This window comes from Aeromonas molluscorum (assembly GCF_051376105.1).
GTDB classification, from domain to species: Bacteria; Pseudomonadota; Gammaproteobacteria; order Enterobacterales; family Aeromonadaceae; genus Aeromonas; species Aeromonas molluscorum.
Genome location: NZ_JBPQCY010000003.1, coordinates 150,647 through 175,273 on the forward strand (window position 1 = coordinate 150,647; position 24,627 = coordinate 175,273).

The following is a 24,627-nucleotide window of genomic DNA, read 5'->3' on the forward strand; positions in this document are numbered from 1 at the left end:
ACCCCCATGCTCACTCACTTACAGTTAGCCTGCGTGCACTGGCGCCTGCACCAGCAGGCCATGGACCCTCAATAACAATCAAGGATAAGATCGTGACTAAGGTACTCAAACTGGCCAGCGTGGCCGCCTTCACCCTGGCCGCTCTCTCGGCCCAGGCAGCTTCCCAACCCGCCGTCATCTATGACACCGCAGGCAAATTTGACAAGTCGTTCAACGAGGCCGTGTTCCGCAACGGCGTCGAAGTCTACAACAAGGACAAAGGGGTCAAGGTCAAGGAGTTCGAACCCCAGAACGAAGCCCAGCGCGAGCAGGGTCTGCGTCGCCTGGCCAGCCGTGGCAACAGCCCGATCGTCGCCGTCGGCTTCAACATGGGCTCGGCGGTCGAGAAGGTCGCCACCGAGTTCCCGAAGGTGCAGTTCACCATCATCGACATGGTGGTCGACAAGCCGAACGTGCAATCCATCGTCTTCAAGGAGCATGAGGGTTCCTTCCTGGTCGGCGCCCTGGCAGCCATGGCCTCCAAAACCGGCAAGGTCGGCTTCGTGGGCGGCATGGATATCCCGCTGATCCGCAAGTTCCAGTGCGGTTATGAGCAAGGTGCCAAGTACGTCAATCCGAAGATCGATGTCTTCCAGAACATGACCGGCTCCACCCCGTCGGCCTTTGCCGACCCGGCCAAAGGTGCCGAGCTCGCCAAGTCCCAGTTCGCCAAGGGCGCCGACGTGGTGTATGCCGCCGCCGGTGGCACTGGTATCGGCGTCTATCAGGCCGCCAAGGATGAAGGCAAGCTGGCCATCGGCGTGGATTCCAACCAGAACCACTTGCAGCCGGGCACCATGCTGACCTCCATGGTCAAGTCCGTCGGCCTGGCCGCCTACAAGACCTGGGAAGATGGCGCCAAGGGCACCTGGCAGCCGGGTATTCAGTCCCTGGGGCTGGCCGAGGGCGGTGTGGATTGGGCGCTGGATAAAGACAACGAGGCGCTGATCACCCCCGAGATGAAAGCCAAGGCGGATGCCATCAAGGCCGACATCATCGCCGGCAAGGTCAAGGTGCATGACTACATGAGCGACAGCACTTGTAACTACTGATAGTTCCTCGCTACTCGACACCCCACCACCGGCCCGTTCGCGGGCCGGTTTTTGAGTCTCCCCCCCCTGGCACAGGCTGGCTACGGATAGCCGCACTGCCGGGCGCGGGCGGAGACACTTCATGATTAGCAAGGACTGCATCATGGACCAGACAGATCGCTACGCCATCGAATTGCGCGGTATCGATAAGCGGTTCGGCGAGGTTTACGCCAACAAGCAGATCGACCTGCAGGTTCAAAAAGGCAGCATTCATGGCATCGTCGGCGAAAATGGCGCCGGCAAATCGACGCTCATGAGCATCATCTACGGTTTTTATCATGCCGATCGCGGTGAGATGTTCATCGACGGCAACCCCTTCAGACCCCATGGCTCACAAGATGCGATCGCCGCAGGCGTGGGCATGGTGCATCAGCACTTCATGCTGGTGAACAATTTTACCGTGCTGGAAAACGTCATTCTCGGCGCCGAGAACGGTTGGCACCTTGGCAAGAGCCTGGCCGCCGCCGAGAGGCTGCTCGGCGAGCTGGCCCGGGACTATGGTCTGGACGTACCGCTGCACGAGAAGATCGAGAACTTGCCGGTCGGCCTGCAGCAGCGGGTCGAGATCCTCAAGGCGCTCTATCGCGGCGCCCGCATTCTGATCCTCGACGAACCGACCGGAGTGCTGACCCCGCAAGAGGCGGATCACCTGTTCGAGGTGCTGAAAAAGCTGCGGGATCAGGGCACGACCATCATGCTCATCACCCACAAGCTGCGCGAGATCCTGGCCATCACGGACCGGGTCTCCATCATGCGTCGGGGCGAGATGGTGGCCCACGTCGCCACCCAGGATACCGACAAGGAGCAGCTGGCCGAACTCATGGTGGGCCGCAAGGTGCGACTCAAGGTCGACAAGGGCCCGGCCCAGCCCGGCCCCCCCAAGTTGCAGGTAGACAGCCTCAGCTATCGCGATGACGACGGGGTCGAGCGGCTCAAGTCGGTCAGCTTTGCGGTGCGGGCCGGGGAAGTGGTCGGCGTGGCCGGCGTCTCTGGCAACGGCCAGTCCGAGCTGCTCAGCCTGCTCGGCGGCATCCTCAAACCAAGCCAGGGCGGCTTCACCCTGCACGGCAAGGGCAGCGTGCATCGCATCGATGGCCAGCATCCGGCCAGCCCGGAGCAGGTGCGCGACTACGGTCTCGGCCATGTGCCGGAAGACAGACACAAGATGGGCCTCATCAACCGCTTCGAGGCCCAGGAGGCCTTCATCCTCGGCTACCACAAGCGCCCCATGTACAACAGCGGCTGGCTGCAGGACAAAGGCGCCATCCGCCAGGACTGCCAGGCCAAGATGGACAAGTGGGACGTACGCCCGCCGAACCCTGACAACAGGACGGCCAACTTCTCCGGCGGCAATCAGCAAAAGTTGGTGATAGCCCGGGAGGTGGAACAGGATCCGGACGTGCTGCTGATAGGCCAGCCGACCCGGGGCGTGGACATAGGCGCCATCGAATATATCCACCAGCAGATCATCGCCATGCGCGATCAGGGCAAGGCCGTGCTGCTGGTGTCGGTGGAGCTGGACGAGATCCTCTCCCTCTCTGATCGCATTCTGGTGATCAGCGATGGCCGCCTGGTCGGTGAGCTGGATGCCGCCACGGCGGACGAGCGCACCATAGGCCTGATGATGGCGAACATAGTCCCCGATGAGATCCCCGTTCAGGGGAGTGGCAAGGAGTCCCAGCAATGAGTCAACCACGCGTTCCGGCCTGGGTATCGGTCGGCGTCCTCTCTGTCATGAACATTGGGCTGGCCTTCCTGGTCTCCGCCATCCTGTTCTACTACTTGGACATCAACCCCCTCGAGGCCGCCGAGATCATGTGGTACGGCGCCTTTGGCACGGGTGAAGGGATAGGTTTCACCCTCTACTACGCCACCGGCTTCATCTTCACCGGTCTGGCGGTGGCGGTCGCCTTCCACGCCGGTCTGTTCAACATTGGCGGTGAGGGTCAGGCCTATATCGGCGGTCTGGGAGTGGGACTGGTCTGCCTGCTGCTTGGCGACCTGCTGCCGCCCCTGCTGCTGGTGCCGCTCGCCATCATCGCCGGTGGCCTGTTTGGCGCGGCCTGGGCCTTCATCCCGGCCTGGTTGCAAGCCAAGCGTGGCAGCCACATCGTCATCACCACCATCATGTTCAATTTCATCGCCGCCTCCCTGATGGCCTACTTGCTGGTCGATGTCTTCAAGCCGGCAGGCTCCATGGCCACCGAGAGCAAGGTGTTTGCGGTGAACAGCTGGCTGCCGAAGATGAGCGAACTGGCAGCAGGGCTGGGCATGAGCATCCCCAACAGCCCGCTCAATATCAGCTTCTTCTGGGCGCTGATCTGCGCGGCCCTGGTATGGGTCTTCATCTGGCATAGCCGCTGGGGCTACGAGATCCGCGCCGTGGGCGCCAGCGCCTCGGCCTCGGCCTATGCGGGCATCTCCTATCCCAAGGTGGTGATCCTGGCCATGGTGATCTCCGGCATGCTGGCGGGTTTCTTCGCCCTCAACGTGCTGCAGGGTGAGCTGCACCAGATCAAGCTCAACTTCGTGGAGGGCTTCGGCTTCACCGGCATCGCGGTCGCCCTGATGGGGCGCAACCACCCGGTCGGCGTCATCATCGCCAGCCTGCTGTTCGGCTTCCTCTATCAGGGCGGCGCCGAGCTCAGCTTCGAGTTCGGGGTGGATCGCAACATAGTGGTGGTATTGCAAGGGCTGGTGATCCTGTTCTGCGGCGCCCTGGAGCACATGCTGCGTCCGCGCATCGAGCAGATCTATCTGGCGCTTGCCCATCGCCCGGCTACGCAAGTCAAAGGAGTCTGATCATGTTCGAAACTCTGATACTGATGCTGGATGCCACGGTGCGTACCGCGCCGCCGCTTATTCTAGCGGCCATGGCAGGCATGTTTTGCGAACGCTCCGGCGTGGTCAACATCGCCCTGGAGGGCAAGCTGCTAGCCGCTGCCTTTGCCAGCGGCGCGGCGGCCGCCGTCTCCGGCTCCGCCTGGGTTGGCCTGGGCGCCGGGGTGGGCGTCTCCATCCTGTTCGCCCTGCTTCATGGCTTTGCCACCATCACCCACAGGGGCGATCAGGTGGTGAGCGGCATGGCCATCAACATATTGGCGGCGGGCCTGACCGTCACCCTCGGCCGTTACTGGTTCGATCAGGGCGGCCAGACCCCGGCGCTCTCCGGCGCCGCTCGCTTCGCCCCCATCGATCTGCCCTATGCCAGGGAGCTCCATGACGTGCCCGTCATCGGCCAGCTCTACAGCGAGCTGCTGAGCGGTCACTCCCTGCTGGAGTATGCCGCCTTTGCCGTGGTTCCCCTGGCCTGGTGGGTGCTGTTTCGTACCCGCTTCGGCCTGCGCCTGCGCGCCGTGGGCGAGGCACCGGCGGCGGTCGATACCGCTGGTATTTCCGTGGTGCGAATGCGCTATACGGCGCTCATCATAGGGGGCTTGCTGGCCGGGATAGGGGGCACCTATCTGGCGGTGGCCCAGACCGCCCAGTTCATCCCCAACATGAGCGCGGGCAAGGGCTTCATGGCGCTGGCGGCTCTGGTGTTCGGCAAGTGGCGCCCCTGGAGCGCCATGGCGGCCTGCCTGCTGTTTGGCTTCCTCGATGCGGTCGCCATCCGCCTGCAAGGGGTCAGCATCGGTGACTTCCCCATCCCGGTGCAGGCCATAGAGGCGCTGCCCTATGTGCTGACCGTGTTCCTGCTGGCCGGTTTCATCGGCAAGGCGGTGGCACCCAAGGCACTCGGCACACCTTATGTGAAGGAGCGCGAATAAGCGCGACCGACAGCTGCAAAAAGGGCCCCATGGGCCCTTTTTCTTGTCTGCGATTTAGCCGATGGGCGGCGCCAGTGAGACCTGACCCGGTTCGCCGAGCCGCTCGGCCAGATAGTCCACCAAAAGCCGCACCTTGGGGGAGAGGTGGCGATTTTGTGGATAGAGTGCCCAGATCCCCTCCTCGGGAGCACGCAGCTCGGGTAGCAGCTCGATGAGGCGACCGGCGGCCAAATGATCGCTGACGTAGTAATCGGGCAACTGCACTATGCCTATGCCCTTGAGGGCCGCGTCCACCAGGGCGTGGCCGCTGTTGCACTTGAGCAGGCCGCGCACCCGCACGCTGTAGGGGCGAGCATCCAGGGTGAAGTGCCACTCGTCGCCATTGCCCAGCAGGCAGGTATGGCGAGCCAGCTCGGAGAGGCTGTTGGGCATGCCCCGGCGCGCCGTATAGGCCGGGGAGGCGCACACATAAGGCACCCGCCCCGCCAGGCGCCGCGCCACCAGGCTGGAATCCTTGAGGTGACCAAGCCGGATCGCCAGATCGTACCCGTCATGCACCAGATCCAGCAGCTGGTTGGTGAGGTTGAGGGTCACCTCCAGGGCCGGATAGCGCACCATGAAGTCGTTCACCAGGGGGGCGATGCGACTCTCGCCATAGGAGACGGGGGCCGTGATGCGCAGCAGGCCCTGGGGCTGGGCCTGATGGCGACCCAGGGCCAGTTCGGCCTCGTAGAGGTTGTCGAGCAGCTGGCGACAGTGGCGGTAGTAGATCTCGCCAAGCTCGGTGAGTCGCACCTGACGGGTGGTGCGCAGCAGCAACTTGGCCTGCAACCTGTCTTCCAGTTGCGCCACCTGTCGGCTCACCTGGGCCACCGACACCCCCAGCTGGCGGGCCGCCGGGGTAAAGCCCCCCTGCTCCGCCACGCTGACAAATTCACAGACCCCTTCCCAGCCGAACATTATTACCTGTCAGTAAAAGTGATTTGATATTTGACCCTATTATCACCAAATGAATGGGAAACTACACTCAGACAGGTTCAAATCGACCTTTTAATTTCCCATTCCAGCGCACAACAAGAGGATCCTTTCATGGCACAGGTACAGAGCATCAAGTGCAAGGCCGCCATCGCCTGGGGCCCGGGTCAGCCTCTCTCCATCGAAGAGATCGAGGTGATGCCGCCCCAGGCCGGTGAAGTGCGGGTGCGCATTGTCGCCACCGGCGTCTGCCACACCGACGCTTTCACCCTCTCGGGCGAAGACCCCGAAGGGGTCTTCCCCTGCATCCTGGGCCATGAGGGTGGCGGCATAGTCGAGTCCATCGGCGAAGGGGTCACCAGCGTCAAGGTGGGGGATCACGTGATCCCGCTCTACACCCCGGAGTGCGGCGAGTGCAAGTTCTGCAAATCCGGCAAGACCAATCTGTGCCAGAAGATCCGCACCACCCAGGGCAAGGGACTGATGCCGGATGGCACCACCCGTTTCTCGAAAGATGGCCAACCCATCTACCACTACATGGGCACCTCGACCTTCAGCGAGTACACGGTACTGCCCGAGATCTCCATCGCCAAGGTGGACCCGGCCGCTCCGCTGGAAGAGGTGTGCCTGCTCGGCTGCGGCGTCACCACCGGCATAGGCGCCGTGATGAACACCGCCAAGGTGAAAGAGGGTGAGAGCGTCGCCATCTTCGGACTGGGCGGCATCGGCCTCTCCGCCGTGATCGGCGCGCGCCTGGCCAAGGCAGGTCGCATCATCGCCATCGACATCAACGAGAGCAAGTTCGAGCTGGCCCGCAAGCTGGGTGCCACCGACTGCATCAACCCGAACGATTACGACAAGCCCATCCAGGAGGTGATCGTCGAGCTCACCGACGGCGGCGTCGACTTCTCGTTCGAGTGCATCGGCAACGTCAAGGTGATGCGCGCGGCGCTCGAATGCTGCCACAAGGGCTGGGGTGAATCCGTCATCATCGGCGTGGCCGGGGCCGGTCAGGAGATCAGTACCCGTCCGTTCCAGCTGGTCACTGGTCGTGTCTGGCGCGGCAGTGCCTTCGGCGGCGTACGGGGTCGCAGCGAACTGCCAAGCTATGTGCAGCGCTACATGCAGGGTGAGTTCCGGCTGGACGACTTCATCACCCACACCATGGGGCTTGAGCAGATCAACGAAGCCTTCGATCTGATGCACGAAGGCAAGAGCATCCGCACCGTCATCCACTACTGAGTCGGGCCGGGCGGGAGCATTCCCGCCCCTCTTTTTTCATCCCAGGCGCCCATTGGCGCAGGAGATCCCCAGATGTCGTTAGATATCATCGCCAGCAACAAGAGCTTCGATGGCTGGCACAAGCAGTACCGACATGAGTCAAGCGTGCTCGGCTGCGAGATGCGCTTCGCCGTCTATCTTCCGCCCCAGGCGCTGACCGGCCAGAAGGTACCCGTGCTCTACTGGCTGTCCGGCCTCACCTGCAGCGACGAAAACTTCATGCAAAAAGCCGGTGCCCAGCGCATCGCTGCCGAACTGGGCATCGCCCTGGTGGCGCCGGATACCAGCCCCCGGGGCGAGCAGGTGGCGGATGATGCCGGTTACGACCTCGGCAAGGGCGCGGGCTTCTACGTCAACGCCACCCAGTCGCCCTGGCGTGAGCACTACCAGATGTATGACTATGTCACCAAGGAGCTGCCCGCCCTCATCGAGACCCACTTCCCCATCTCGAGCCGCCGCGCCATCAGCGGTCACTCCATGGGCGGCCATGGTGCCCTCATCGCCGCCCTGCGTGAGCCGGGTCGTTACCGCTCGGTATCGGCTTTCAGCCCCATCAGCCACCCGAGCCGCAGCCCCTGGGGCCAAAAAGCACTGGGTGCCTATCTGGGCAACAACCCCCTGCTGTGGCAGGAGTGGGACAGCTGCCAGCTGTTGCGCCATCACGACTGTCAGCCGCTGCCGACCCGGGTCGATGTCGGCCTGGACGACCCCTTCCTCGATGAGCAGCTCGGTATCGATGCCCTGGCCGAAGCGGCCGAGGCCAAGGGATGGCCCCTGGCACTGCATCGCCACGCTGGCTATGACCACAGCTACTACTTCGTGGCGAGCTTCATCGAGGCGCACCTGCGTTTTCACGCCGAGCACCTGCTCGAGCGAGACTGATCAGCCCGATCATCGGCCCTGAATGCTCGTCCAGGAGCCACACTCCCTGTGGATAGCCCAGGACGACCCCGTTTGAGCAAGGAACAGAACTCAAGGATGAATATCTTTACCACGCTGCGAGCCATGCCGGATCGATTCGAACAGCTGCTGGCTCAGGTGCCCGGTGACTGCCTGAACTGGGAGCCGGCCAACTGGGCCGGCATCCCTTCGGAGCGTTTCTCGGCCCTTGGCCACCTCTGCCACCTGCTGGACATAGAGACGCAAGGCTATCAGGTGCGCATCCAGCGTACCCTGGATGAAGCGCTCCCCCAGCTGGCCTCCCTCGATGGCTATCAGCTGGCCCAGGACAATGACTATCCCCATCAGGATCCCGCCGTGCAGCTGGCCCGCTTTCGCGCCGCCCGCACTCACACAGTCAGCTGGCTCCAGGGGCTGCCCCCCTCTGTCTGGGGGCGACGGGCCCAATATGGCAACTATGGGGAGATCACCCTGGATGGCCTGGTGCGCCTGCTGGTCAGCCATGACCACCAGCACCTCGCCGGGATGCAGTGGCTGCTGATGCGGCTCAACGCCGACCAAGGGCTGCACCTTCCCCTCGCCTGAGCCACCATGCAGGCAGGGGCGGGAAGACGACGCAAGCAAGAAGGCGCGCTCTCCCCTGGCGGGCAGGCACAGCAAAGAAAACGGGCCCATTGGCCCGTTTTTATCTCGTCAGCTGCCGCCGGGCTCAGCCCCCTCTGCGCACCAGCTGTCCCACCCCCAGGATCTCGCTCTCTATCTCGGGATCCCCCCAGTAGTCTATGCTGCCGGAGCCCGCGATGGTGGCAGTCAGCCTCTGCTCGGCGCGTACCGCCACATCGCCGCTGCCGGCAATGTTGATCTCGACCTCCCGGGCCAGCAGATCCCCGGCGGCGATGCCGCCGGATCCTGCGATGTTGAAGGTGAGGCTGTCGGCATGGCCCTGTCCGAGGGCAAGATCCCCAGAGCCGGCAATGTTGCCCTCCAGGCGCTTCATCTCCAGCCGATCGGTATGTATGCCCCCGGATCCCGCCAGGGAGAGGGTCAGCTCATCCCCCTCGAAGGCGCCTATCTCACCCTGGCTGCCCCCTGCCAGGGCCAGCTCACGCAGGACAGGCAGGGTGATGGTGACCCTGATCCGCTCACCAGGGCTGAGTTGGTATCCCTCCTTGACCTCTATCTCCAGCTTGCGACCGCTCTCGCTGAAGGTCAGGTAGGGCAAGAGGTTCTCCTGACCCTCCACCCGGATCCTGCGCTGTGTACCGGGTACCAGGGTGATATCCGCCGGCACAACGGCCAGTATCCTGTCCACCTTGTCCCCGAGGGGCCGCTGCGTAATGACAGACGCTCCCTGGCCATGAACGACCTCATCGTCCTGCCAGCTGCACCCTGCCAACCCCAATGCCAGTACCATGGCCACTATCTGTTTCATCTTGTTCATCCTTGCTGCCAGGGGCCCCCATGGGCCTCACCCTTCCCCCTTTATCGCAATCCCCATGCCAAAACATAACAACATGATTTATATGTAAAATTCTCTTGTTCTGCCCTATACCCAAGCAGGGGAAAGCCATTTTCACTACACATTGGCCAGTTTGACCAACCCCATATGGGGGGCAGGCCGCCCCTCAGCGGCCCCCAGCCAGATCGATAAAAGCGCCGGTGACATAGGAGGCCTCGTCGCCGAGCAGCCAGCGGATGGCGGCGGCGACCTCGACCGGCTCCCCACCGCGCCCCATGGGGAGCTGGGGGGCGAGACGGGCCACCCTGCCTGGCTCGCCGCCATCCCCGTGCATCTCGGTGTGGATAAAGCCGGGACGCACGCAGTTGACCCGGATCCCCTCCCCGGCCACCTCCAGTGCCAATCCCCGGGTAAGCGTGTCGATGGCGCCCTTGCTGGCGGCATAATCCACGTACTCATGGGGCGATCCCAGTCGGGCCGCCGCCGAGGAGACATTGACGATGGCCCCGCCCCGGCCGCCATGACGGTGGGACATGCGGCGGACAGCCTCCCGGCAGCAGAGAAACTGGCTGGTGACATTGGTGGTCAACAAGCGGTTGATGCGGGCCGCATCCATATCCTCGACCCGGCTCTGGGGCAGCAAGATGCCCGCATTGTTGACCAGGGCATCGAGGGATCCGAAGCGCCGATCCAGGGTCTGAAACAGCCTCACCACCTCCGACTCTTCGGCGAGATCGGCTTGCACCGTGAGGATCTCGGCGCCCCGGGCGCTCAACTCTTCGGCCAGCGCCTCGGCGCGGGCCGCTTCCCGCAGATAGTTGAGGCAGAGTCGATACCCCTGCTGCGCCAACAGCCGGGCCGTGGCGGCGCCGATGCCGCGACTCGCTCCCGTGATCAGTGCCACCTTGCTCATCCTGGACTCCTTGTCGTTAAGCCATTGATCTTGTTTACCATCCTCTCATGCATTCCCGGTTATGTCGTCCGCCTGCGCCAGGCCAAGCAGGGTCAGCGCCAGGGGCCTGACCTGACTCAGGGCCTCGGCCTGCTGATAGCTGTGCGTCATCACGACCGCCCCCTCCAACAGCAGACACAGCCGGGTGGCAGTCTGCTCGTCACAACCCAGGTTATGGCTCACCCACAGCAGCAGAGCACGCTTGTGCGCCGCCACCAGCTTGCGAACCGGATGGCGAGGATCCCCAAACTCGGCGCTGGCATTGATGAAGTTGCAACCATAGAAATCGCTGCGCCCAAACCAGTCGGCGAAGCCATCGAGCAGGGCCTGCAGCCTGGCCCTTGGCCCCTCAACACCTGCCAGCCAGACATCGAGCAGGGCGAAGAACTCGGCGTCGCGGGCGATCAGCACCGCCTCGATCAGGGCATCCTTGGTAGGAAAGTGGCGGTACAGGGTACGCTTGGTGCTCCCCGCCTCAGCCCAGATCCTGTCGATGCCGGTGGCGTGAAAACCATGACGGTTGAACAGCCGGTAGGCGGTCGTCATCAGTTGCTGCCGTTTCTCGCTCATTGCAATTCCCCCTTGAAGTACACCGATCTGTCTACCTAATGTCTCAACCTGGGTCAAGGGACCCACACAAGGAGACGCGAGATGGAGAAAAGACGATGGCAAGCTGCCCTGCTGGCAGGACTAGGGGCCAGCCTGGCCATAGCCCTGCTTGGCTGGCTGGATCTGGATTGGCAGCTGACCCTGCTGATGGCCCCTTTTGGCGCAAGTTGCGTGCTGCTGTTCTCCCTGCCAGAGAGCCCGCTGGCTCGGCCGCAGAACGTGCTGGGGGGTCATCTGCTGGCGGCCGGGGTGGGTCTGCTGGTGCAGCTGCTGCCCCTGCCTCTGGAGCTCAAACTGGCACTCGGGGTAGGCCTTGCCATCGCACTGATGCAGGGCCTGGGGCTGATACATCCCCCCGCTGGCGCCAATCCGTTGCTGGTGCTGCTCACGGCCCAGTCCTGGCCCTTCCTCTGGCAGACTGTGCTGCCCGGAGCCCTGTTGCTGATATTGATTGCCGCAGGCTACCGTCGGCTCGGCCACTGGCAGCGACGCGCCCTGGCCTTACACTGAAGTACGACGCAAAACAGGGAGGCTTGGCCTCCCTGTTTTGTCTCTTCCCAAGCTCTGGCTGGCTGCACCAGCCTGTAAGATAGTCATCCTGGGGCCAGGGCTCGTCTATTGCGGCGACCTCTCGCCGACGCCGTTCAACTTGACCTCGACCCGCCGATCCGGTGCCAGACAGACGATGAGTTCACGCTTGCTGCCACTGTTGCACTGATTGGCGGTGACGGGTTCCCGCTCGCCCCGGCCTTCCACTTGCATCTTTTCTGCCGGCCAGCCACGGCCGATCAGCGCATCGGCCACGGAGCGGGCACGCAGCGAAGACAGCTTCTGGTTATAGTCATCCGAGCCCAACCTGTCCGTGTGGCCCACCACTGTCGCTATGCCGTCCTGAGGGTTGGCCGCAACGATCTGCTGGAACAGGGTATCCAGCGCCTGGTTGGCCTCAGGCCTGAGGTTCGCCTTGTTGAACTCGAACAGCACATCCGAACTCAGGGTGAAGCGCTGCTGCATGATGACGGTGGCGGGGACGACGGCGGCCGGTGCCGGGCTGGCCGCAACCACCTCCTCTTCTCCCTGGCCGAAGCGATAGACCAGCCCCAAGGCAAGCAGGCCGTTATCCAGCTCTATGCCTGACTCGCTCGGGGAGGTACTGCCAAGGGGGGTGCTGTACTGGTATTCGAGGCGCAGAGCCCAGCTGGAATTGAAGGCATACTCGGCGCCGAGGGCGCCGACGAAGGCGGCGCCATGGTATTTGTTGCCGTTGGCCGACTCGTTGAACTGGCGGCTACTCGTGGTGAGTGCTGCGCTCAGGTCGCTCTCGGTCCAGGCATAGGCGCCCCCGAGCCTGCCATAGAGATCCAGACTCTGGGTCGCGGGGAAACCGATACGCATGCTGGCCTGGATCATCTGACTCCTGGCCTCCCCCGCCAACCGGGCACTGCTCCCTCCCTCGCTACGCCGACCGCTCAACCGATACTTGCCGAGGTGGTCGTACCCCAGCTCGAAGCCGAGATTGGGGTTAAGCTGATAGCCGACGAACAGGCCCAGACCGAGATCGTCGCCCTGTTCATCGGCACCCACCAGCTTGAATGCCTCATCGATGTCAGGCTCGAAATCCGCTCCGAAATAGTGGGACCAGCCGGCCTTGCCCCCCAGATACCAGCTGTTGTCCAGCGCCTGAGCCTGGGCTAATCCACTCGTGCATGTCGCACCTATCAGGGCCGCCAGCAGGGTTCTTGTCATCTTAAGTGCCTCTTCCTTGAGTCATCTGTCTTGGGGTCTGGCGACATGGCAATAATCCAGGCCATGATGCCGGGCGCCGTGCAGGGCCGCCTTCACCAGCCTATCCCATTCGCACCGGGTCTCAAATGACCAGAGATCCCAGAGTGTGAACTGGCTGACAAACAAAACATGAACCCATGGCGCTACGATGGCTGTCCGGCTAAAAAAAGGGCGGGAGACCTATGCCCCCCGCCCTTGCTCATGGGGTTAACCCCGTTCAGTTCGACAGGAACAGCCGGTAGGCGGGATCCTCGCTCACCTCTTTCCAGCCGTAGCCCAGCTCGCGCAGGTAGTCGTGGAAGGCGGCCACGTCCTCGTCCGGCAGCTCGAAGGCGCAGAGCACCCGACCATAGTCGGCGCCATGGTTGCGATAGTGGAACAGGCTGATGTTCCAGCGACAGCCCAGGGTCTCCAGAAAACGCATCAGGGCGCCGGGTTGCTCCGGAAACTTGAAGCTGTAGAGCCGCTCACCAAGGGGCCGCGCAGGGCGGCCGCCAATCATGTAACGCACATGATTTTTGGCCAGCTCGTTGTCCGTCATATTGACCACGGGGTAACCGTTGCCATTGAGATGGGCTTCTATCTGACTCAACTCTTCGTCACCACCGGTGAGCCGCACCGAGACAAACAGCGAGGCCTGCTCGGCATCCGAATAACGGTAGTTGAACTCGGTCACCATCCGCGAGCCCAGGTTGCGGCAAAAGTCGAGGAAGGCCCCCTTGCGCTCGGGAATGGTCACCGCCAACATGCCCTCGCGCTTCTCGCCGATCTCGCAGCGCTCCGACACGTAACGCAGGCTGTGGAAGTTGACGTTGGCGCCGGACAGTATGGCCGCCATCCGGCCGCCCTTGACCTGTTCCCGCTCGCTGTACGCCTTGAGCCCCGCCAGGGACAAGGCCCCGGACGGCTCGGCGATGGCGCGGCAGTCGTCGAAGATGTCTTTCAGCGCCGCGCAGATCTGGTCATTGGAGACGGTCACCACCTCATCGAGGTACTGGTTGCAGAGCCGGAAGGTTTCGGTGCCGATGCGCTTGACCGCCACCCCGTCCGCAAACAGGGAGACCCGATCCAGATTGACCGGCTCGCCAGCCTCCAACGCCGCCTTGAGACAGGCTGAACCCTCCGCCTCGACCCCAATCACCTTCACATTTGGCAGCAGCTGCTTGATATAGACCGCCACCCCGGCGGCCAGGCCGCCGCCGCCCACCGGTACGAACACATGGGTGAGGTGGGTATCCTGCTCGAGCAACTCCTTGCCGATGGTACCCTGGCCCGCGATCACCTCGACGTCATCGAAGGGCGGTATCAGGGTGTAACCCTCGGTTTCTGACAGGCGGCGGCTCTCGGCATAGGCCTCATCGAAGCTGTTGCCGAACAGCAGCACATTGCCGCCTTGGGCCCGCACCGCATCTATCTTGATGTCTGGCGTGGTCTTGGGCATGACGATGATGGCATGGATGCCAAGCTTGGCCGCCGACAGGGCGACCCCCTGAGCATGGTTGCCTGCCGAGGCCGCCACCACGCCATGAGCCTTCTGCTCGGCACTCAAGGTCGCAATCTTGTGATAGGCGCCGCGCAGCTTGAAGGAGTGCACCGGCTGCAAATCTTCCCGCTTGAGAGCGACATGGTTGCCGAGCCGCTCGGACAATCTTTTCAGTGTCTGCAAGGGGGTGACCCGCGCCGCCTCATAGACGGGGGAGAGCAGTATCTTGCGTAGATAATCCGCCGCAGAGACCATGGCTTACTCCTCCAGCTTGCTGAGGTCGCGCCACACCATGCCCTTGTCGGCACAGGATGAGGCGAGCTGCATGTCGTTCAGATAACTTGTCGTAGGGGACATCATCACTCCTCCAGCTTGCTTAAATCGCGCACCGCACCCTTGTCGGCACTGGTGGCGAGCATGGCGTAGGCGCGCAGGGCATAGGAGACCTGACGTTGCCTGTCCAGCGGCTTCCAGCCCCGGGCATCGACGGCGGCGCGGCGAGCCGCCAGCACGCTGTCAGCCACCTCCAGCACCATAGTGCGGGCCGGGATGTTGATGTTGATGATGTCGCCATCCTCCACCAGCCCTATGGTGCCGCCGGAAGCCGCCTCGGGGGAGACGTGACCGATGGAGAGACCCGAGGTGCCGCCGGAGAAGCGTCCGTCGGTGATGAGCGCGCACGCTTTGCCCAATCCCATGGACTTGAGATAGGTGGTGGGGTAGAGCATCTCCTGCATGCCGGGGCCGCCTTTGGGGCCCTCGTAGCGGATCACGACGACTTCACCGGCTTTGACGGTGCTATCCAGAATACCCGCCACCGCGCTGTCCTGGCTCTCGAATACCCGGGCCGGGCCACGGAAGCAGAGGTTCTCTTCATCGACACCGGCGGTCTTGACGATGGCGCCATTGAGGGCGATGTTGCCGGACAGTACGGCCAGCCCCCCCTCCAGGCTGTAGGCATTATCCAGGGAGCGGATGCAGCCTTCGGCGCGGTCCAGATCCAGCTCTGGCCAGCGGCAGCTTTGGCTGAACGCTTTGGTAGTGCGGATCCCGGCCGGGCCGGCGCGGTAAAAATCATGCACCTCTTTATCCTGGGTGCGGCTCACATCATAGCGCTCCAGCAGCTTGTGCAAGCTGGTGCCAAGCACGTTGCGGGTATCGCCATGGACCAGACCGGCTTTTTCCAGCTGACCCAGGATAGCCACCACGCCACCGGCGCGGTGCACATCTTCCATGTGGTACTTCTGGGTGGAGGGAGCGACCTTGCACAGCTGGGGCACCCGGCGGGACATGCGATCGATGTCATCCATGGTGAAGTCGACGCCCGCTTCCTGGGCCGCCGCCAACAGGTGCAGCACCGTATTGGTCGAGCCGCCCATGGCGATGTCGAGTGCCATGGCATTCTCGAACGCCGCCTTGGTGGCGATGTTGCGCGGCAGGGCGCTCTCGTCATCCTGCTGGTAGTAACGGTTGGCCAGGGCGACGATGCGCTGGCCAGCCAGCTTGAACAGCTGCTCGCGATCGGTGTGGGTCGCCAGCATGGAGCCGTTGCCAGGCTGGGAGAGGCCCAGGGCTTCGGTCAGGCAGTTCATAGAGTTGGCGGTGAACATGCCGGAGCAGGAGCCGCAGGTGGGGCAGGCGCTGCGCTCTATCTGATCGCTCTGGGCGTCGGAGACCTTGGGGTCGGCGCCCTGGATCATGGCGTCCACCAGATCCAGCTTGATTATCTGATCGGAGAGTTTGGTCTTGCCCGCCTCCATGGGGCCGCCGGAGACGAAAATCACCGGAATGTTGATGCGCAGCGCCGCCATCAGCATCCCCGGGGTGATCTTGTCACAGTTGGAGATGCAGACCATGGCATCGGCGCAGTGGGCATTGACCATGTACTCCACGGAATCGGCGATGAGCTCCCGGGACGGCAGCGAATAGAGCATGCCGCCGTGGCCCATGGCGATGCCGTCATCCACGGCGATGGTGTTGAACTCCTTGGCGACTCCGCCCGCGGCCTCTATCTCCCTGGCCACCAGCTGACCCAGATCCTTGAGGTGCACGTGACCCGGCACGAACTGGGTGAAGGAGTTGACCACGGCGATGATGGGCTTGCCAAAGTCCTCGTCTGTCATGCCGGTGGCGCGCCAGAGGGCACGGGCTCCGGCCATGTTACGTCCGTGGGTGGTGGTGGCGGATCTCAACTTCGGCATTGTCTCTACTCCCTGAATACATGAGCCCTGCTGGGCAAATTAATGATGCGAAACCGTCAATTCGAATCGGTTGTGGCAAAGGACATGGCCCTTGCCATAGCCGACTCGGCACTTGCTCTCTCTTCTGGCCTGGCTATCTGCGGGCGACAACGTCGCCCGCGCTGTCCATCAATCGTCGACCGGGGTGAGCCAGTTCCATTTATCCTCGGTCTGGCCATTGAACAGGCCGAAGAAGGCGTTCTGCAACTGCTCGGTGATGGGTCCACGGCAGCCTGCCCCCACCTGCATTCGATCCACGGAACGCACCGGGGTCACCTCGGCGGCGGTGCCGGTCATGAAGATCTCGTCGGCCACATAGAGCGCCTCGCGGGGCAGTGCCTGCTCGCGCACCTCATATCCGAGGTCTCGTGCGAGCGTCATTATGGTGTCGCGGGTGATGCCGGGCAGGATGGCGGCGGTGGCGGGCGGTGTGAACAGTACCCCATTCTTCACCAGGAAGAGGTTCTCCCCCGCCCCCTCGCTCAGGTAGCCGTTCACGTCCAGCGCCAGCCCTTCGGCATAGCCGTTGCGCTTGGCCTCCCGGCTGATGAGCTGTGACGAGAGGTAGTTGCCGCCGGCCTTGGCTCCGGTCGGTATGGTGTTGGGAGCGAGTCGATTCCAGGAGGTGACGCACACGTCCACCCCGTTTTTCAACCCCTCTTCCCCCAGATAGGCGCCCCAGGGCAGGGCGGCAACGATGAGATCCGCCTTGGCATCCAGCGGCGGATGCAGCCCCAGTCCTACGTTGCCGATAAAGGCGAGTGGGCGCAGGTAGCCGCTCTTGAGGCCATTGGCACGGACCACGGCGCGACAGGCTTCGTTCACCTCGGCCTCGCTGAAGGGCACGTCCATCCAGTAGATCCTGGCGGAATCGAACAGGCGCCGACTGTGCTCCTGCAGGCGGAAGATGCAGGTGCCCTTGGGGGTGTCGTAGGCACGCACCCCCTCGAACACCGAGGAGCCGTAGTGCAAGGCATGACTCATGACGTGTACCTGGGCATCTTGCCAGGGCACCATATTGCCGTTGAACCAGATGAATTGGGGGTGGGTGGCCTGTGACATACTTGCTGCTCCTTATGCGTGTATTCTGGGCTGCGGTTCCAGTGCATCGACCCGGGAGACGTCCACCAGCTTGACCAGCTGACTCCACAGCTGCGCGATGGGACGCGTCGACTCGACAGTAACCGTGATCCGCAGCTGTTGGCAATCTTGCTCCATATGCAGGGCATTGAGATTGAAGCCGCGGTGGCGCACCACTCGCAGTACTCGTTCCATCACTTCGGGTCTGGATTTCGCGTGGATCTCCAGGGTGTTGACCTGGCTCAGGGGAGCCGTGTTGCTAGCAAGCGGGGCGTGGTTCATGGGCGTTGTTCCATCATCTTGTGGTTGGCGACTCCCGGTGGTACCAGGGGCCAGACATTCTCTTCCTCTGAGATAGCGACATGCAGCAGATAGGCGCTCTCGCTCCCCAATAGACGCGCCAAGGCGCCGTCGATCTCATCCTTGCGGGTGATGGTCTCACCGGGGATGCCGAAGGCGGCCGCCAGGGCGACGAAATCCGGGTTGTCGGAGAGGATGGTTTCGCTGTAGCGGCCGTCGAAGAACAGCTCCTGCCACTGACGCACCATGCCGAGCCGCTGGTTGTCGATCAGTACCATCTTCACCTTGAGCTGGGCGCGGCGTATGGTGCCAAGCTCTTGCACATTCATCATGAAGGAGCCATCACCGCTCACCAGCACCACCTCATCCTCGGAGCGGGACATCTTGGCACCGATGGCGGCGGGCAGACCAAAGCCCATGGTGCCGAGCCCGGCACTGGAGAGATGGTTGCGCGGGCTGGTAAAACGCATGTGCTGGGCCACCCACATCTGGTGCTGACCGACATCGCAGGCTACCACGCTGCTCTCTGGCAGCAGATTAGAGAGCTGCTTGAGCAGGGCCGGGGCATAGATGGGCTGACCCGGATGATCGTAGCGAAACGCATATTCCCGCGCCATGGCGGCACAGTGGTCCCGCCAGGGCGCAATATTGAGCGCCATAGCCAAGGCGGGCAGTACCAGCCTCAGATCGGTGCTGATGCCCACATCGGCGGCACGACGCTTGCCAAACTCGGCGGCGTCCACATCCAGATGGATCACCTTGGCGCCAGGGGCGAACTCCTCCAGCTTGCCGGTCACCCGATCATCGAAACGCGCCCCCACCACCAGCAGCAGATCGCACTGCTGCACCCCGTAATTGGCCGCCTTGGTACCATGCATACCCAGCATGCCCAGATAGACGGGACTGTCAGGATCCAGCGCCCCTATCCCCTTGAGGGTGGTGACCGCCGGCATGCCCGTGACTGCGGCGAACTCACGCAGCTGGGCCTCGGCATTGGCCATGCCCACGCCACCACCGACATAAAGCATGGGCCGCTCGGCGGCCGCCAGCAAAGCGCGGGCCGTCTCCAGCGCGCGCGGGCAGAGCAGTTCGGGCTCCTCCACCGCAAGCTGGGGATATTGCGGGAGCATGGCGGCTAGCTGCACATCCTTGGGGAAATCGATGAGGACAGGGCCGGGGCGCCCGGAGGTGGCGATAGCAAAGGCCTCTGCGATGACCTGGCCCAGCTCGGCGGTATCCGTGACCATGAAGGAGTGCTTGGTGCAAGAGAGAGACATGCCGAGCACGTCCACTTCCTGAAAGGCATCGGTGCCGACCGCCGCGCAGGCCACCTGGCCACTGATCGCCACCAGGGGCACGGAGTCGAGCAACGCCTCGGCCAGGCCGGTCACCAGGTTGGTGGCCCCCGGGCCCGAGGTGGCGATACAGACCCCCACCTGACCGGAGGCGCGGGCATAACCCACAGCCGCCATGGCGGCACCTTGCTCGTGACGGCAGAGCTGGTGGGCCAGTCCACCGTCATAGAGCGCATCGTAGACCGGCATGATGGCACCGCCCGGGTAACCGAACACCTGGGTTACCCCCTGCTGTTTGAGTGCCTGTACCAAATAGTGCGCGCCGTTCATGGGGAAAATCCTGTTCCTTGGTCGAAAAAAAACCCCCGGGCCGTGAGGCTCGGGGGTCGCTTGTTTCGTTCTGTCCGGTAGTGGGTCTATCCCTTGTTCCGTGCAGCTAAACGAGCCCCGAGCGGTGTGATAATAATCACCACTAGGACCACAATAATGCTGACGAAACGGGAAGCCATGTTCATAGTTACTACCACAAAATCCGATGAAATCTGGGCGGTTGTTACCGCGAATGGCTATTAGAACTAGCATGACGATATTTATCAGGCAAGCATTTATTACATTACAAGCCACTAATTTTAACTATATCCGTCGAATTTGACTGGTATAAAACACTGACAAATTGCAGTTAGTCAGAACATAACTCAACTCAAGGATGGGGTTTATGTCATTAGCTGTGGTTTATAGCCGTGCTAGCCTGGGGATCCAGGCACCGCAAGTGACGGTGGAAGTTCACCTCTCCAATGGCCTGCCCGCCTTCAACATGGTGGGCCTGCCCGAGACCTCGGTGAAGGAGTCGCGGGACAGGGTGCGCAGTGCCCTGCTCAACGGCAACTTCGAGTTTCCAGCCAAGCGCATCACCGTCAATCTGGCTCCGGCCGATCTGCCCAAGGAGGGGGGGCGCTTCGACCTAGCCATCGCCCTCGGCATTCTCGCAGCATCCAAGCAGATTCCGGCAACATACCTGCTAGATCATGAATTTTTAGGGGAATTGGCGTTAACCGGCGAGATCCGCCCCGTGCTTGGCGTGCTGCCCGCCGTGCTCGCCTGCCGCGATGCGGGGCGCACCCTGCTGGTGCCCACCGCCAACGGTATCGAGGCCGCCCTCATCCAGGATGCCAAGGTACGCTGTGCCCATCAGCTGCTGGCAGTGACCGCTTGGTTGGCAGGCCAATATGAGTTGCCGCTGCCGATCCCTCAGCCAGACAGCAAAGATCCTGAAGTGGCAGATCTGCAAGATGTCATAGGGCAATCCCAAGCCAAACGCGCGCTGGAGATAGCCGCCGCAGGCTGCCACAACTTGCTGTTTATAGGCCCCCCCGGCACAGGAAAAAGCATGCTGGCCAGTCGCCTGCCCGGTATATTGCCGCCGCTCAGCGAAGAGGAGGCCCAGCAGACCGCCGCCATTCATTCAATTGGCAGTCTGACCCCGAGGCAGGGTCTTTGGCACCAAAGACCCTATCGCACGCCCCATCACAGTGCCTCGGCGGTGGCCCTGGTCGGCGGCGGCAGCCACCCCAGACCCGGTGAAATATCCCTGGCCCACAACGGTGTGCTCTTCCTTGACGAGTTGCCCGAGTTCGAGCGCAAGGTGCTCGATGCCCTGCGCGAGCCGCTGGAGACGGGCCATATCACCATCAGCCGGGCCGCCCGTCAGGTGGATTTCCCCGCCCGTTTCCAGCTGATTGGCGCCATGAACCCCAGCCCCTGCGGCCATTTTGGTGACGGCCTGAGCCGGGCAAGTCCGGATCAGATCCTGCGCTATCTCGGCAGACTCTCCGGCCCCTTCCTGGATCGTTTCGACCTCACCGTGGAGGTGCCGCTCCTGCCCAAGGGCAGCCTGACCGGCCAGGCCCAGCGCGGCGAGCCCAGTGCCAGGATCCGCGACCGGGTGCTGGCTGCCCGTGAGCGAATGCTGGCGCGCAGTGGCAAGTTGAATAATCTGCTAGATAGCCGGGAAATTGAAGACGTTTGCCGCTTGTCAGCGCAGGATGCCGAGTTTTTGGAGACAGCAATCCAGCGACTTGGCCTCAGCATTCGCGCCTGGCATCGCATACTGCGGGTGTCCCGTACCCTGGCCGATCTCGCAGGCCAGACCAACATCGAGAAGGCGCATCTGGTCGAGGCGCTGGGGTATCGCGCCATGGACAGACTGCTGAGCAGGCTGCGCGGCGGCTAAACTGCCGCGCTGCCCGGGCAGATGTAGCCTCAACCCCCCTTGGTCTAGCCCATACTCGGCTGATATTATGGCGACACATCTGACCACTTAATCGACCTGTAGCCAGCAAGACGGATCCATCCCCATGCAAAACAAGCTGATAGAGCGACTGCGCGGCAGCCTCTCGGCCCTGCTCTATTTCTTCAATACCCTGTTCTGGTTTATGCCCGTGCTGGGGCTGGCCCTGCTCAAACTGCTTGTCCCCCTCAATGCCTGGCGTACCGGCTGCAATCGGCTGCTCGATGGCTGTGCCGGTTACTGGATTGGTTTCAGCAATCTGATCCAGCAAACCCTGCTCAAGACCCGATTCGAGGTGGTCGGACTGGACAACGCCAGCCTGAACCAGTGGTATATGGTGGTTGCCAACCATCAGTCCTGGGTCGACATACTGGTGCTACAGCGGGTTTTTAATCAAAAAATCCCCTTTCTGAAGTTTTTCCTGAAGAAAGAACTGATTTGGATACCTTTTCTCGGGCTGGCCTGGTGGGCGCTCGATTTTCCCTTCATGCGGCGATATTCAAAGAAATTGCTGGAAAAGAAGCCATATCTGAAGGGAAAGGACATAGAAACGACCCGGCAGGCCTGTGCCAAATTTCACCATATGCCGGTGAGCGTGATGAACTTCGTCGAGGGCACCCGCTTCACCGCCCACAAGCATGACAAGCAGGCGGCGCCCTACCGCCATCTGCTCCATCCCAGAGCGGGTGGCATCGCCTTTACCCTGGCGGCCATGGACGGCAGGCTGCATCAGCTGGTTGACGTGACCATAGGGTACCCGGGCGGGATACCGAGTTTTTGGGATTTCATGTGTGGCCGGGTTGGCACTATCCGGGTCAGGGTTCGTTTCCTGCCTATCACACAGCATCTGGTGGGGGATTACTTCAACGACCCCGTCTTTCAACATGACTTCCAGCAGTGGCTGAACGGGATCTGGCGTGACAAGGATCAGACTCTGAGCCAGCTGCTGAACGATGAGACACGACCTTGTTAAGCCTGTTGCCCGGTCCCTGCGCTGGCGCTGGCCTGCTGCCGGATTAACAACCGCTTGATGCGGATCTGGCTAAGCGGCAATGCCCTGGTAATGCGCTGGACGACCCGAGTGGAGTGGCAGATAGAAGACAGCAGCCAGCTGCGCAAAGAGGGCTGGAACCTCATCGTCAGCAACCACCAGAGCTGGACCGATATCGTGGTATTGGGCCATCTGTTTCGTAAGCAGCTGCCGGTGCCCAAGTTCTTCATGAAACATGAACTTATTTACATCCCCCTGCTGGGGCTCGCCTGCTGGGGGCTGGACATGCCCTTTATGCGCCGTTATTCCCGGGAGTTTTTGCTGCGCAATCCACACCTGCGCGGCAAGGATATCGAGACCGCCCGCAACGTATGCATCGCCACACTCCCACCACCATCATCAACTTCGTCGAAGGCACCAGAGTCACGGCGCAGAAGCAGGCCCAGAGCCGCTCACCCTATTGTCACCTGATGGCCCCCAAGGCCGCTGGCCTGGCCTTCACCCTGGCTACCATGGGTGACCAATTTGATGGACTGATCGATATCACCCTCAACTACCCGGACAATCCGCGGCACCCCTTCAAGGACTTCCTGATGAGGCACCTGGATCTCATTCAGGTACGCACCACTGAGCACGTCATCGACGAGAGTCTGATCGGCGACTACTTCCACAACAAAGAGTCCAAGCGTCGTTTCCAGCAACGCTTGAATCGGCGCTGGGCCGAGAAGGATGAGATACTGGCCCGCTGGCAGGCCGATGAAGCGCAGGCGCCCCCGCGCCATGCGGTCAACCGGGGATAGCCCCCGTCCTCAGACGAGGGCAAGGGCCAAGGCGGCCAGCTGCTCCTCGGAAAAGACCAGAATGCCATGGCGGCGCAGCAGAGCCGTGGTCTTGCCCTCGCCCGGCACCGAGACTCCCTCGAAATGGCCGTTGTAGATGCGGCCACTGCCGCAGGAGGGACTGCCCTCCTTGAGCAGGGCGAAGCGGATCCCTTCCCGCAGACAAAGCGCCAGCGCCAGCTCGGCGCCACGATCAAACTCCGCGGTCACATCCAGACCATTTCCGGTACGAACTTGCTCCCCCTGACGCTCGGCGGGAGGGCGCGGAGTCGGCAGGCCGCCGGCTACCTCGGGGCAGAACGCCAGCACGCGCCCCTCGGCCCCCAGACTCGCCAACCAGTCGCTGATGATGCCCTTGCTCTGGCCGTCATAGCGTACCGGCTGGCCAAGCAGACAGGCGCTGACCAGCACTCTCGCGGGCGTGGATGACGATCCCGTCATGCCTCACCTCCCAGCTTGCTGGCGGTGGGTTGACGGCGCTGACCGACCTGGCCCATCGACTGCCCAAACAGGTTGGCATGGAACAATCTCATATCCATCATGACTCTCCTGTGTGGCCTCAGGCTTCGGCGCCGTGCATCAGCTGATCGAACAGTATGCAGGGCGGGGCATCGAGCCGATAGAGGCTGGCGGGCCTCTGCTTGCCGGTGCGTTTGCGGCCGGTGTCGGCCAGGATATTGGCGCGATGGATCCGCTTGCGAAATGCCGCCGTGTTCATCGGCGTGCGCAAGATGATCTCATAGGCACGCTGCAACTCGGACAGAGTGAATTCGGTGCCGAGCAGTTGCACCGGCAAGGTGCTGTAGCGGCTCTTGATCATGAGCCGCTCCAGGCCTTTGCCAATGAGGCGGGCATGATCGAAGGCCAGGGTCACTCCGTCCAGCTCGGCGAGCGGGCGCCATTGGCCACGGCTCGGCTGCATGTCGGGCCCGACCAGGCAGAGATAGACGAGGGTAGTGGACCAGCCACGAGGATCCCGTTCCTGATCCCCCAGGGTACAGACCTGTTCGCTATAGCTGACGCCAAGGCCCCACTCGGCCAGCAACCGCTGCAAGGCATCGTCCAGATCCCTGTCCCGGCGCTCGTCGATACGCCGGGCCGGCAGTTGCCAGCTGTGGGCAAAAGGCGGGCTTTGGCGCGGCTCGAGAAGCAACTCGAGCCGCTCCTCCTTCAAACGCAGCACCACCATATCCAGACTCATGCTCGGCATTTCGATCGTCTCGCTCGCCTTCCATTAATGTTTGGTAGATA

General features: G+C 62.6%; 22 protein-coding genes and 1 pseudogene. 11 read left to right on the plus strand and 12 right to left on the minus strand.

The window, feature by feature from the left end; genetic code table 11:
• The first annotated feature begins 92 nt into the window (after window positions 1–92).
• The 4 genes from ACSMDR_RS19965 to ACSMDR_RS19980 all read left to right on the plus strand — a co-directional run bounded on the left by ACSMDR_RS19965 (window position 93) and on the right by ACSMDR_RS19980 (window position 4,900).
• Window positions 93–1,091, plus strand: coding sequence for a BMP family lipoprotein (locus ACSMDR_RS19965; RefSeq protein ID WP_005907475.1), 999 nt, complete (start codon window positions 93–95; stop codon window positions 1,089–1,091).
• Between the two features lie 142 nt (window positions 1,092–1,233).
• The gene (locus ACSMDR_RS19970) at window positions 1,234–2,817 is read left to right on the plus strand and encodes an ABC transporter ATP-binding protein (protein ID WP_436469451.1); all 1,584 of its coding nucleotides are present in this window, start codon (window positions 1,234–1,236) and stop codon (window positions 2,815–2,817) included.
• Window positions 2,814–3,932, plus strand: coding sequence for an ABC transporter permease (locus tag ACSMDR_RS19975; RefSeq protein WP_005907471.1), 1,119 nt, complete (start codon window positions 2,814–2,816; stop codon window positions 3,930–3,932). Before ACSMDR_RS19970 ends, ACSMDR_RS19975 begins: the two co-directional genes overlap by 4 nt.
• Window positions 3,933–3,934: 2 nt before the next feature.
• A complete protein-coding gene (locus tag ACSMDR_RS19980; RefSeq protein ID WP_005907469.1) occupies window positions 3,935–4,900 on the plus strand; it encodes an ABC transporter permease in 966 nt (321 codons plus the stop codon).
• 54 nt (window positions 4,901–4,954) lie between these two features.
• On the opposite strand, the gene ACSMDR_RS19985 is transcribed toward ACSMDR_RS19980, so the two are convergent.
• Window positions 4,955–5,860 (minus strand): LysR substrate-binding domain-containing protein, encoded by a 906-nt coding sequence (locus ACSMDR_RS19985; protein WP_436469452.1) that lies wholly within the window; start codon window positions 5,858–5,860, stop codon window positions 4,955–4,957.
• Window positions 5,861–5,989: 129 nt separating this feature from the next.
• Between ACSMDR_RS19985 and ACSMDR_RS19990 the strand changes: the two genes are divergently transcribed.
• From ACSMDR_RS19990 to ACSMDR_RS20000, 3 genes are all read left to right on the plus strand, one after another.
• Window positions 5,990–7,117 (plus strand): S-(hydroxymethyl)glutathione dehydrogenase/class III alcohol dehydrogenase, encoded by a 1,128-nt coding sequence (locus ACSMDR_RS19990; protein ID WP_436469453.1) that lies wholly within the window; start codon window positions 5,990–5,992, stop codon window positions 7,115–7,117.
• 72 nt (window positions 7,118–7,189) lie between these two features.
• Window positions 7,190–8,038 (plus strand): S-formylglutathione hydrolase, encoded by an 849-nt coding sequence (gene fghA, locus ACSMDR_RS19995; protein WP_005905741.1) that lies wholly within the window; start codon window positions 7,190–7,192, stop codon window positions 8,036–8,038.
• A gap of 96 nt (window positions 8,039–8,134) precedes the next feature.
• Window positions 8,135–8,641 (plus strand): DinB family protein, encoded by a 507-nt coding sequence (locus tag ACSMDR_RS20000; protein WP_436469454.1) that lies wholly within the window; start codon window positions 8,135–8,137, stop codon window positions 8,639–8,641.
• Window positions 8,642–8,765: 124 nt separating this feature from the next.
• On the opposite strand, the gene ACSMDR_RS20005 is transcribed toward ACSMDR_RS20000, so the two are convergent.
• The 3 genes from ACSMDR_RS20005 to ACSMDR_RS20015 all read right to left on the minus strand — a co-directional run bounded on the left by ACSMDR_RS20005 (window position 8,766) and on the right by ACSMDR_RS20015 (window position 11,037).
• On the minus strand, window positions 8,766–9,488 hold the full coding sequence (locus ACSMDR_RS20005) for a head GIN domain-containing protein (RefSeq protein WP_436469455.1): 723 nt from the start codon (window positions 9,486–9,488) through the stop codon (window positions 8,766–8,768).
• Between the two features lie 193 nt (window positions 9,489–9,681).
• Window positions 9,682–10,428 carry an SDR family oxidoreductase gene (locus tag ACSMDR_RS20010; protein WP_436469456.1) on the minus strand — a complete coding sequence of 249 codons (747 nt, stop codon included), beginning with the start codon at window positions 10,426–10,428 and terminating at the stop codon, window positions 9,682–9,684.
• A 45-nt stretch (window positions 10,429–10,473) separates the two neighbouring features.
• Window positions 10,474–11,037 (minus strand): TetR/AcrR family transcriptional regulator, encoded by a 564-nt coding sequence (locus ACSMDR_RS20015; protein WP_436469457.1) that lies wholly within the window; start codon window positions 11,035–11,037, stop codon window positions 10,474–10,476.
• A gap of 81 nt (window positions 11,038–11,118) precedes the next feature.
• Between ACSMDR_RS20015 and ACSMDR_RS20020 the strand changes: the two genes are divergently transcribed.
• On the plus strand, window positions 11,119–11,586 hold the full coding sequence (locus ACSMDR_RS20020; protein WP_436469458.1) for an HPP family protein: 468 nt from the start codon (window positions 11,119–11,121) through the stop codon (window positions 11,584–11,586).
• A 105-nt stretch (window positions 11,587–11,691) separates the two neighbouring features.
• On the opposite strand, the gene ompA is transcribed toward ACSMDR_RS20020, so the two are convergent.
• The 6 genes from ompA to ilvG form a co-directional block, all read right to left on the minus strand.
• Complete coding sequence (gene ompA, locus ACSMDR_RS20025) at window positions 11,692–12,822, minus strand: porin OmpA (RefSeq protein ID WP_436469459.1); 1,131 nt, start codon at window positions 12,820–12,822, stop codon at window positions 11,692–11,694.
• A 256-nt stretch (window positions 12,823–13,078) separates the two neighbouring features.
• Window positions 13,079–14,599, minus strand: a complete 1,521-nt coding sequence (gene ilvA, locus ACSMDR_RS20030; protein ID WP_436469460.1) for a threonine ammonia-lyase, biosynthetic — start codon at window positions 14,597–14,599, stop codon at window positions 13,079–13,081.
• 104 nt (window positions 14,600–14,703) lie between these two features.
• Window positions 14,704–16,545, minus strand: coding sequence for a dihydroxy-acid dehydratase (gene ilvD, locus ACSMDR_RS20035; protein ID WP_436469461.1), 1,842 nt, complete (start codon window positions 16,543–16,545; stop codon window positions 14,704–14,706).
• Window positions 16,546–16,713: 168 nt separating this feature from the next.
• On the minus strand, window positions 16,714–17,646 hold the full coding sequence (locus ACSMDR_RS20040) for a branched-chain amino acid transaminase (RefSeq protein ID WP_436469462.1): 933 nt from the start codon (window positions 17,644–17,646) through the stop codon (window positions 16,714–16,716).
• A gap of 12 nt (window positions 17,647–17,658) precedes the next feature.
• Window positions 17,659–17,946: an acetolactate synthase 2 small subunit gene (gene ilvM, locus ACSMDR_RS20045; protein ID WP_005901383.1), complete on the minus strand. Its 288-nt coding sequence runs from the start codon at window positions 17,944–17,946 to the stop codon at window positions 17,659–17,661.
• Complete coding sequence (gene ilvG, locus ACSMDR_RS20050; protein ID WP_436469463.1) at window positions 17,943–19,589, minus strand: acetolactate synthase 2 catalytic subunit; 1,647 nt, start codon at window positions 19,587–19,589, stop codon at window positions 17,943–17,945. Before ilvG ends, ilvM begins: the two co-directional genes overlap by 4 nt.
• 385 nt (window positions 19,590–19,974) lie before the next feature.
• On the opposite strand from ilvG, the gene ACSMDR_RS20055 reads away from it, so the two are divergent.
• The 3 genes and pseudogenes from ACSMDR_RS20055 to yihG (ACSMDR_RS20065) form a co-directional block, all read left to right on the plus strand.
• Complete coding sequence (locus ACSMDR_RS20055; RefSeq protein WP_436469464.1) at window positions 19,975–21,489, plus strand: YifB family Mg chelatase-like AAA ATPase; 1,515 nt, start codon at window positions 19,975–19,977, stop codon at window positions 21,487–21,489.
• 124 nt (window positions 21,490–21,613) lie between these two features.
• Entirely contained in the window at window positions 21,614–22,519 is a 906-nt protein-coding gene (gene yihG / locus ACSMDR_RS20060; RefSeq protein ID WP_436469465.1) for a 1-acylglycerol-3-phosphate O-acyltransferase, YihG family, read from the plus strand.
• Between the two features lie 9 nt (window positions 22,520–22,528).
• Window positions 22,529–23,337: pseudogene (gene yihG, locus ACSMDR_RS20065) on the plus strand (1-acylglycerol-3-phosphate O-acyltransferase, YihG family); the annotation flags it as partial.
• A 9-nt stretch (window positions 23,338–23,346) separates the two neighbouring features.
• Here yihG (ACSMDR_RS20065) and ACSMDR_RS20070 read toward each other — a convergent pair.
• Window positions 23,347–23,817 carry a 2-thiouracil desulfurase family protein gene (locus ACSMDR_RS20070; protein WP_040319135.1) on the minus strand — a complete coding sequence of 157 codons (471 nt, stop codon included), beginning with the start codon at window positions 23,815–23,817 and terminating at the stop codon, window positions 23,347–23,349.
• Between the two features lie 118 nt (window positions 23,818–23,935).
• Window positions 23,936–24,586, minus strand: coding sequence for an NUDIX hydrolase (locus ACSMDR_RS20075; protein ID WP_005901389.1), 651 nt, complete (start codon window positions 24,584–24,586; stop codon window positions 23,936–23,938).
• Window positions 24,587–24,627 lie beyond the last annotated feature (41 nt).

Excerpts from the sequence above, each read along its gene's own strand:
- ACSMDR_RS19970 (WP_436469451.1), top strand. The coding sequence starts at position 1,234 with ATGGACCAGACAGATCGCTACGCCATCGAATTGCGCGGTATCGATAAG.
- ACSMDR_RS19975 (WP_005907471.1), top strand. The coding sequence starts at position 2,814 with ATGAGTCAACCACGCGTTCCGGCCTGGGTATCGGTCGGCGTCCTCTCT.
- ACSMDR_RS19980 (WP_005907469.1), top strand. The coding sequence starts at position 3,935 with ATGTTCGAAACTCTGATACTGATGCTGGATGCCACGGTGCGTACCGCG.
- ACSMDR_RS19985 (WP_436469452.1), bottom strand. The coding sequence starts at position 5,860 with ATGTTCGGCTGGGAAGGGGTCTGTGAATTTGTCAGCGTGGCGGAGCAG.
- ACSMDR_RS19990 (WP_436469453.1), top strand. The coding sequence starts at position 5,990 with ATGGCACAGGTACAGAGCATCAAGTGCAAGGCCGCCATCGCCTGGGGC.
- fghA (WP_005905741.1), top strand. The coding sequence starts at position 7,190 with ATGTCGTTAGATATCATCGCCAGCAACAAGAGCTTCGATGGCTGGCAC.
- ACSMDR_RS20000 (WP_436469454.1), top strand. The coding sequence starts at position 8,135 with ATGAATATCTTTACCACGCTGCGAGCCATGCCGGATCGATTCGAACAG.
- ACSMDR_RS20005 (WP_436469455.1), bottom strand. The coding sequence starts at position 9,488 with ATGAAACAGATAGTGGCCATGGTACTGGCATTGGGGTTGGCAGGGTGC.
- ACSMDR_RS20010 (WP_436469456.1), bottom strand. The coding sequence starts at position 10,428 with ATGAGCAAGGTGGCACTGATCACGGGAGCGAGTCGCGGCATCGGCGCC.
- ACSMDR_RS20015 (WP_436469457.1), bottom strand. The coding sequence starts at position 11,037 with ATGAGCGAGAAACGGCAGCAACTGATGACGACCGCCTACCGGCTGTTC.
- ACSMDR_RS20020 (WP_436469458.1), top strand. The coding sequence starts at position 11,119 with ATGGAGAAAAGACGATGGCAAGCTGCCCTGCTGGCAGGACTAGGGGCC.
- ompA (WP_436469459.1), bottom strand. The coding sequence starts at position 12,822 with ATGACAAGAACCCTGCTGGCGGCCCTGATAGGTGCGACATGCACGAGT.
- ilvA (WP_436469460.1), bottom strand. The coding sequence starts at position 14,599 with ATGGTCTCTGCGGCGGATTATCTACGCAAGATACTGCTCTCCCCCGTC.
- ilvD (WP_436469461.1), bottom strand. The coding sequence starts at position 16,545 with ATGCCGAAGTTGAGATCCGCCACCACCACCCACGGACGTAACATGGCC.
- ACSMDR_RS20040 (WP_436469462.1), bottom strand. The coding sequence starts at position 17,646 with ATGTCACAGGCCACCCACCCCCAATTCATCTGGTTCAACGGCAATATG.
- ilvM (WP_005901383.1), bottom strand. The coding sequence starts at position 17,946 with ATGAACCACGCCCCGCTTGCTAGCAACACGGCTCCCCTGAGCCAGGTC.
- ilvG (WP_436469463.1), bottom strand. The coding sequence starts at position 19,589 with ATGAACGGCGCGCACTATTTGGTACAGGCACTCAAACAGCAGGGGGTA.
- ACSMDR_RS20055 (WP_436469464.1), top strand. The coding sequence starts at position 19,975 with ATGTCATTAGCTGTGGTTTATAGCCGTGCTAGCCTGGGGATCCAGGCA.
- yihG (WP_436469465.1), top strand. The coding sequence starts at position 21,614 with ATGCAAAACAAGCTGATAGAGCGACTGCGCGGCAGCCTCTCGGCCCTG.
- ACSMDR_RS20070 (WP_040319135.1), bottom strand. The coding sequence starts at position 23,817 with ATGACGGGATCGTCATCCACGCCCGCGAGAGTGCTGGTCAGCGCCTGT.
- ACSMDR_RS20075 (WP_005901389.1), bottom strand. The coding sequence starts at position 24,586 with ATGCCGAGCATGAGTCTGGATATGGTGGTGCTGCGTTTGAAGGAGGAG.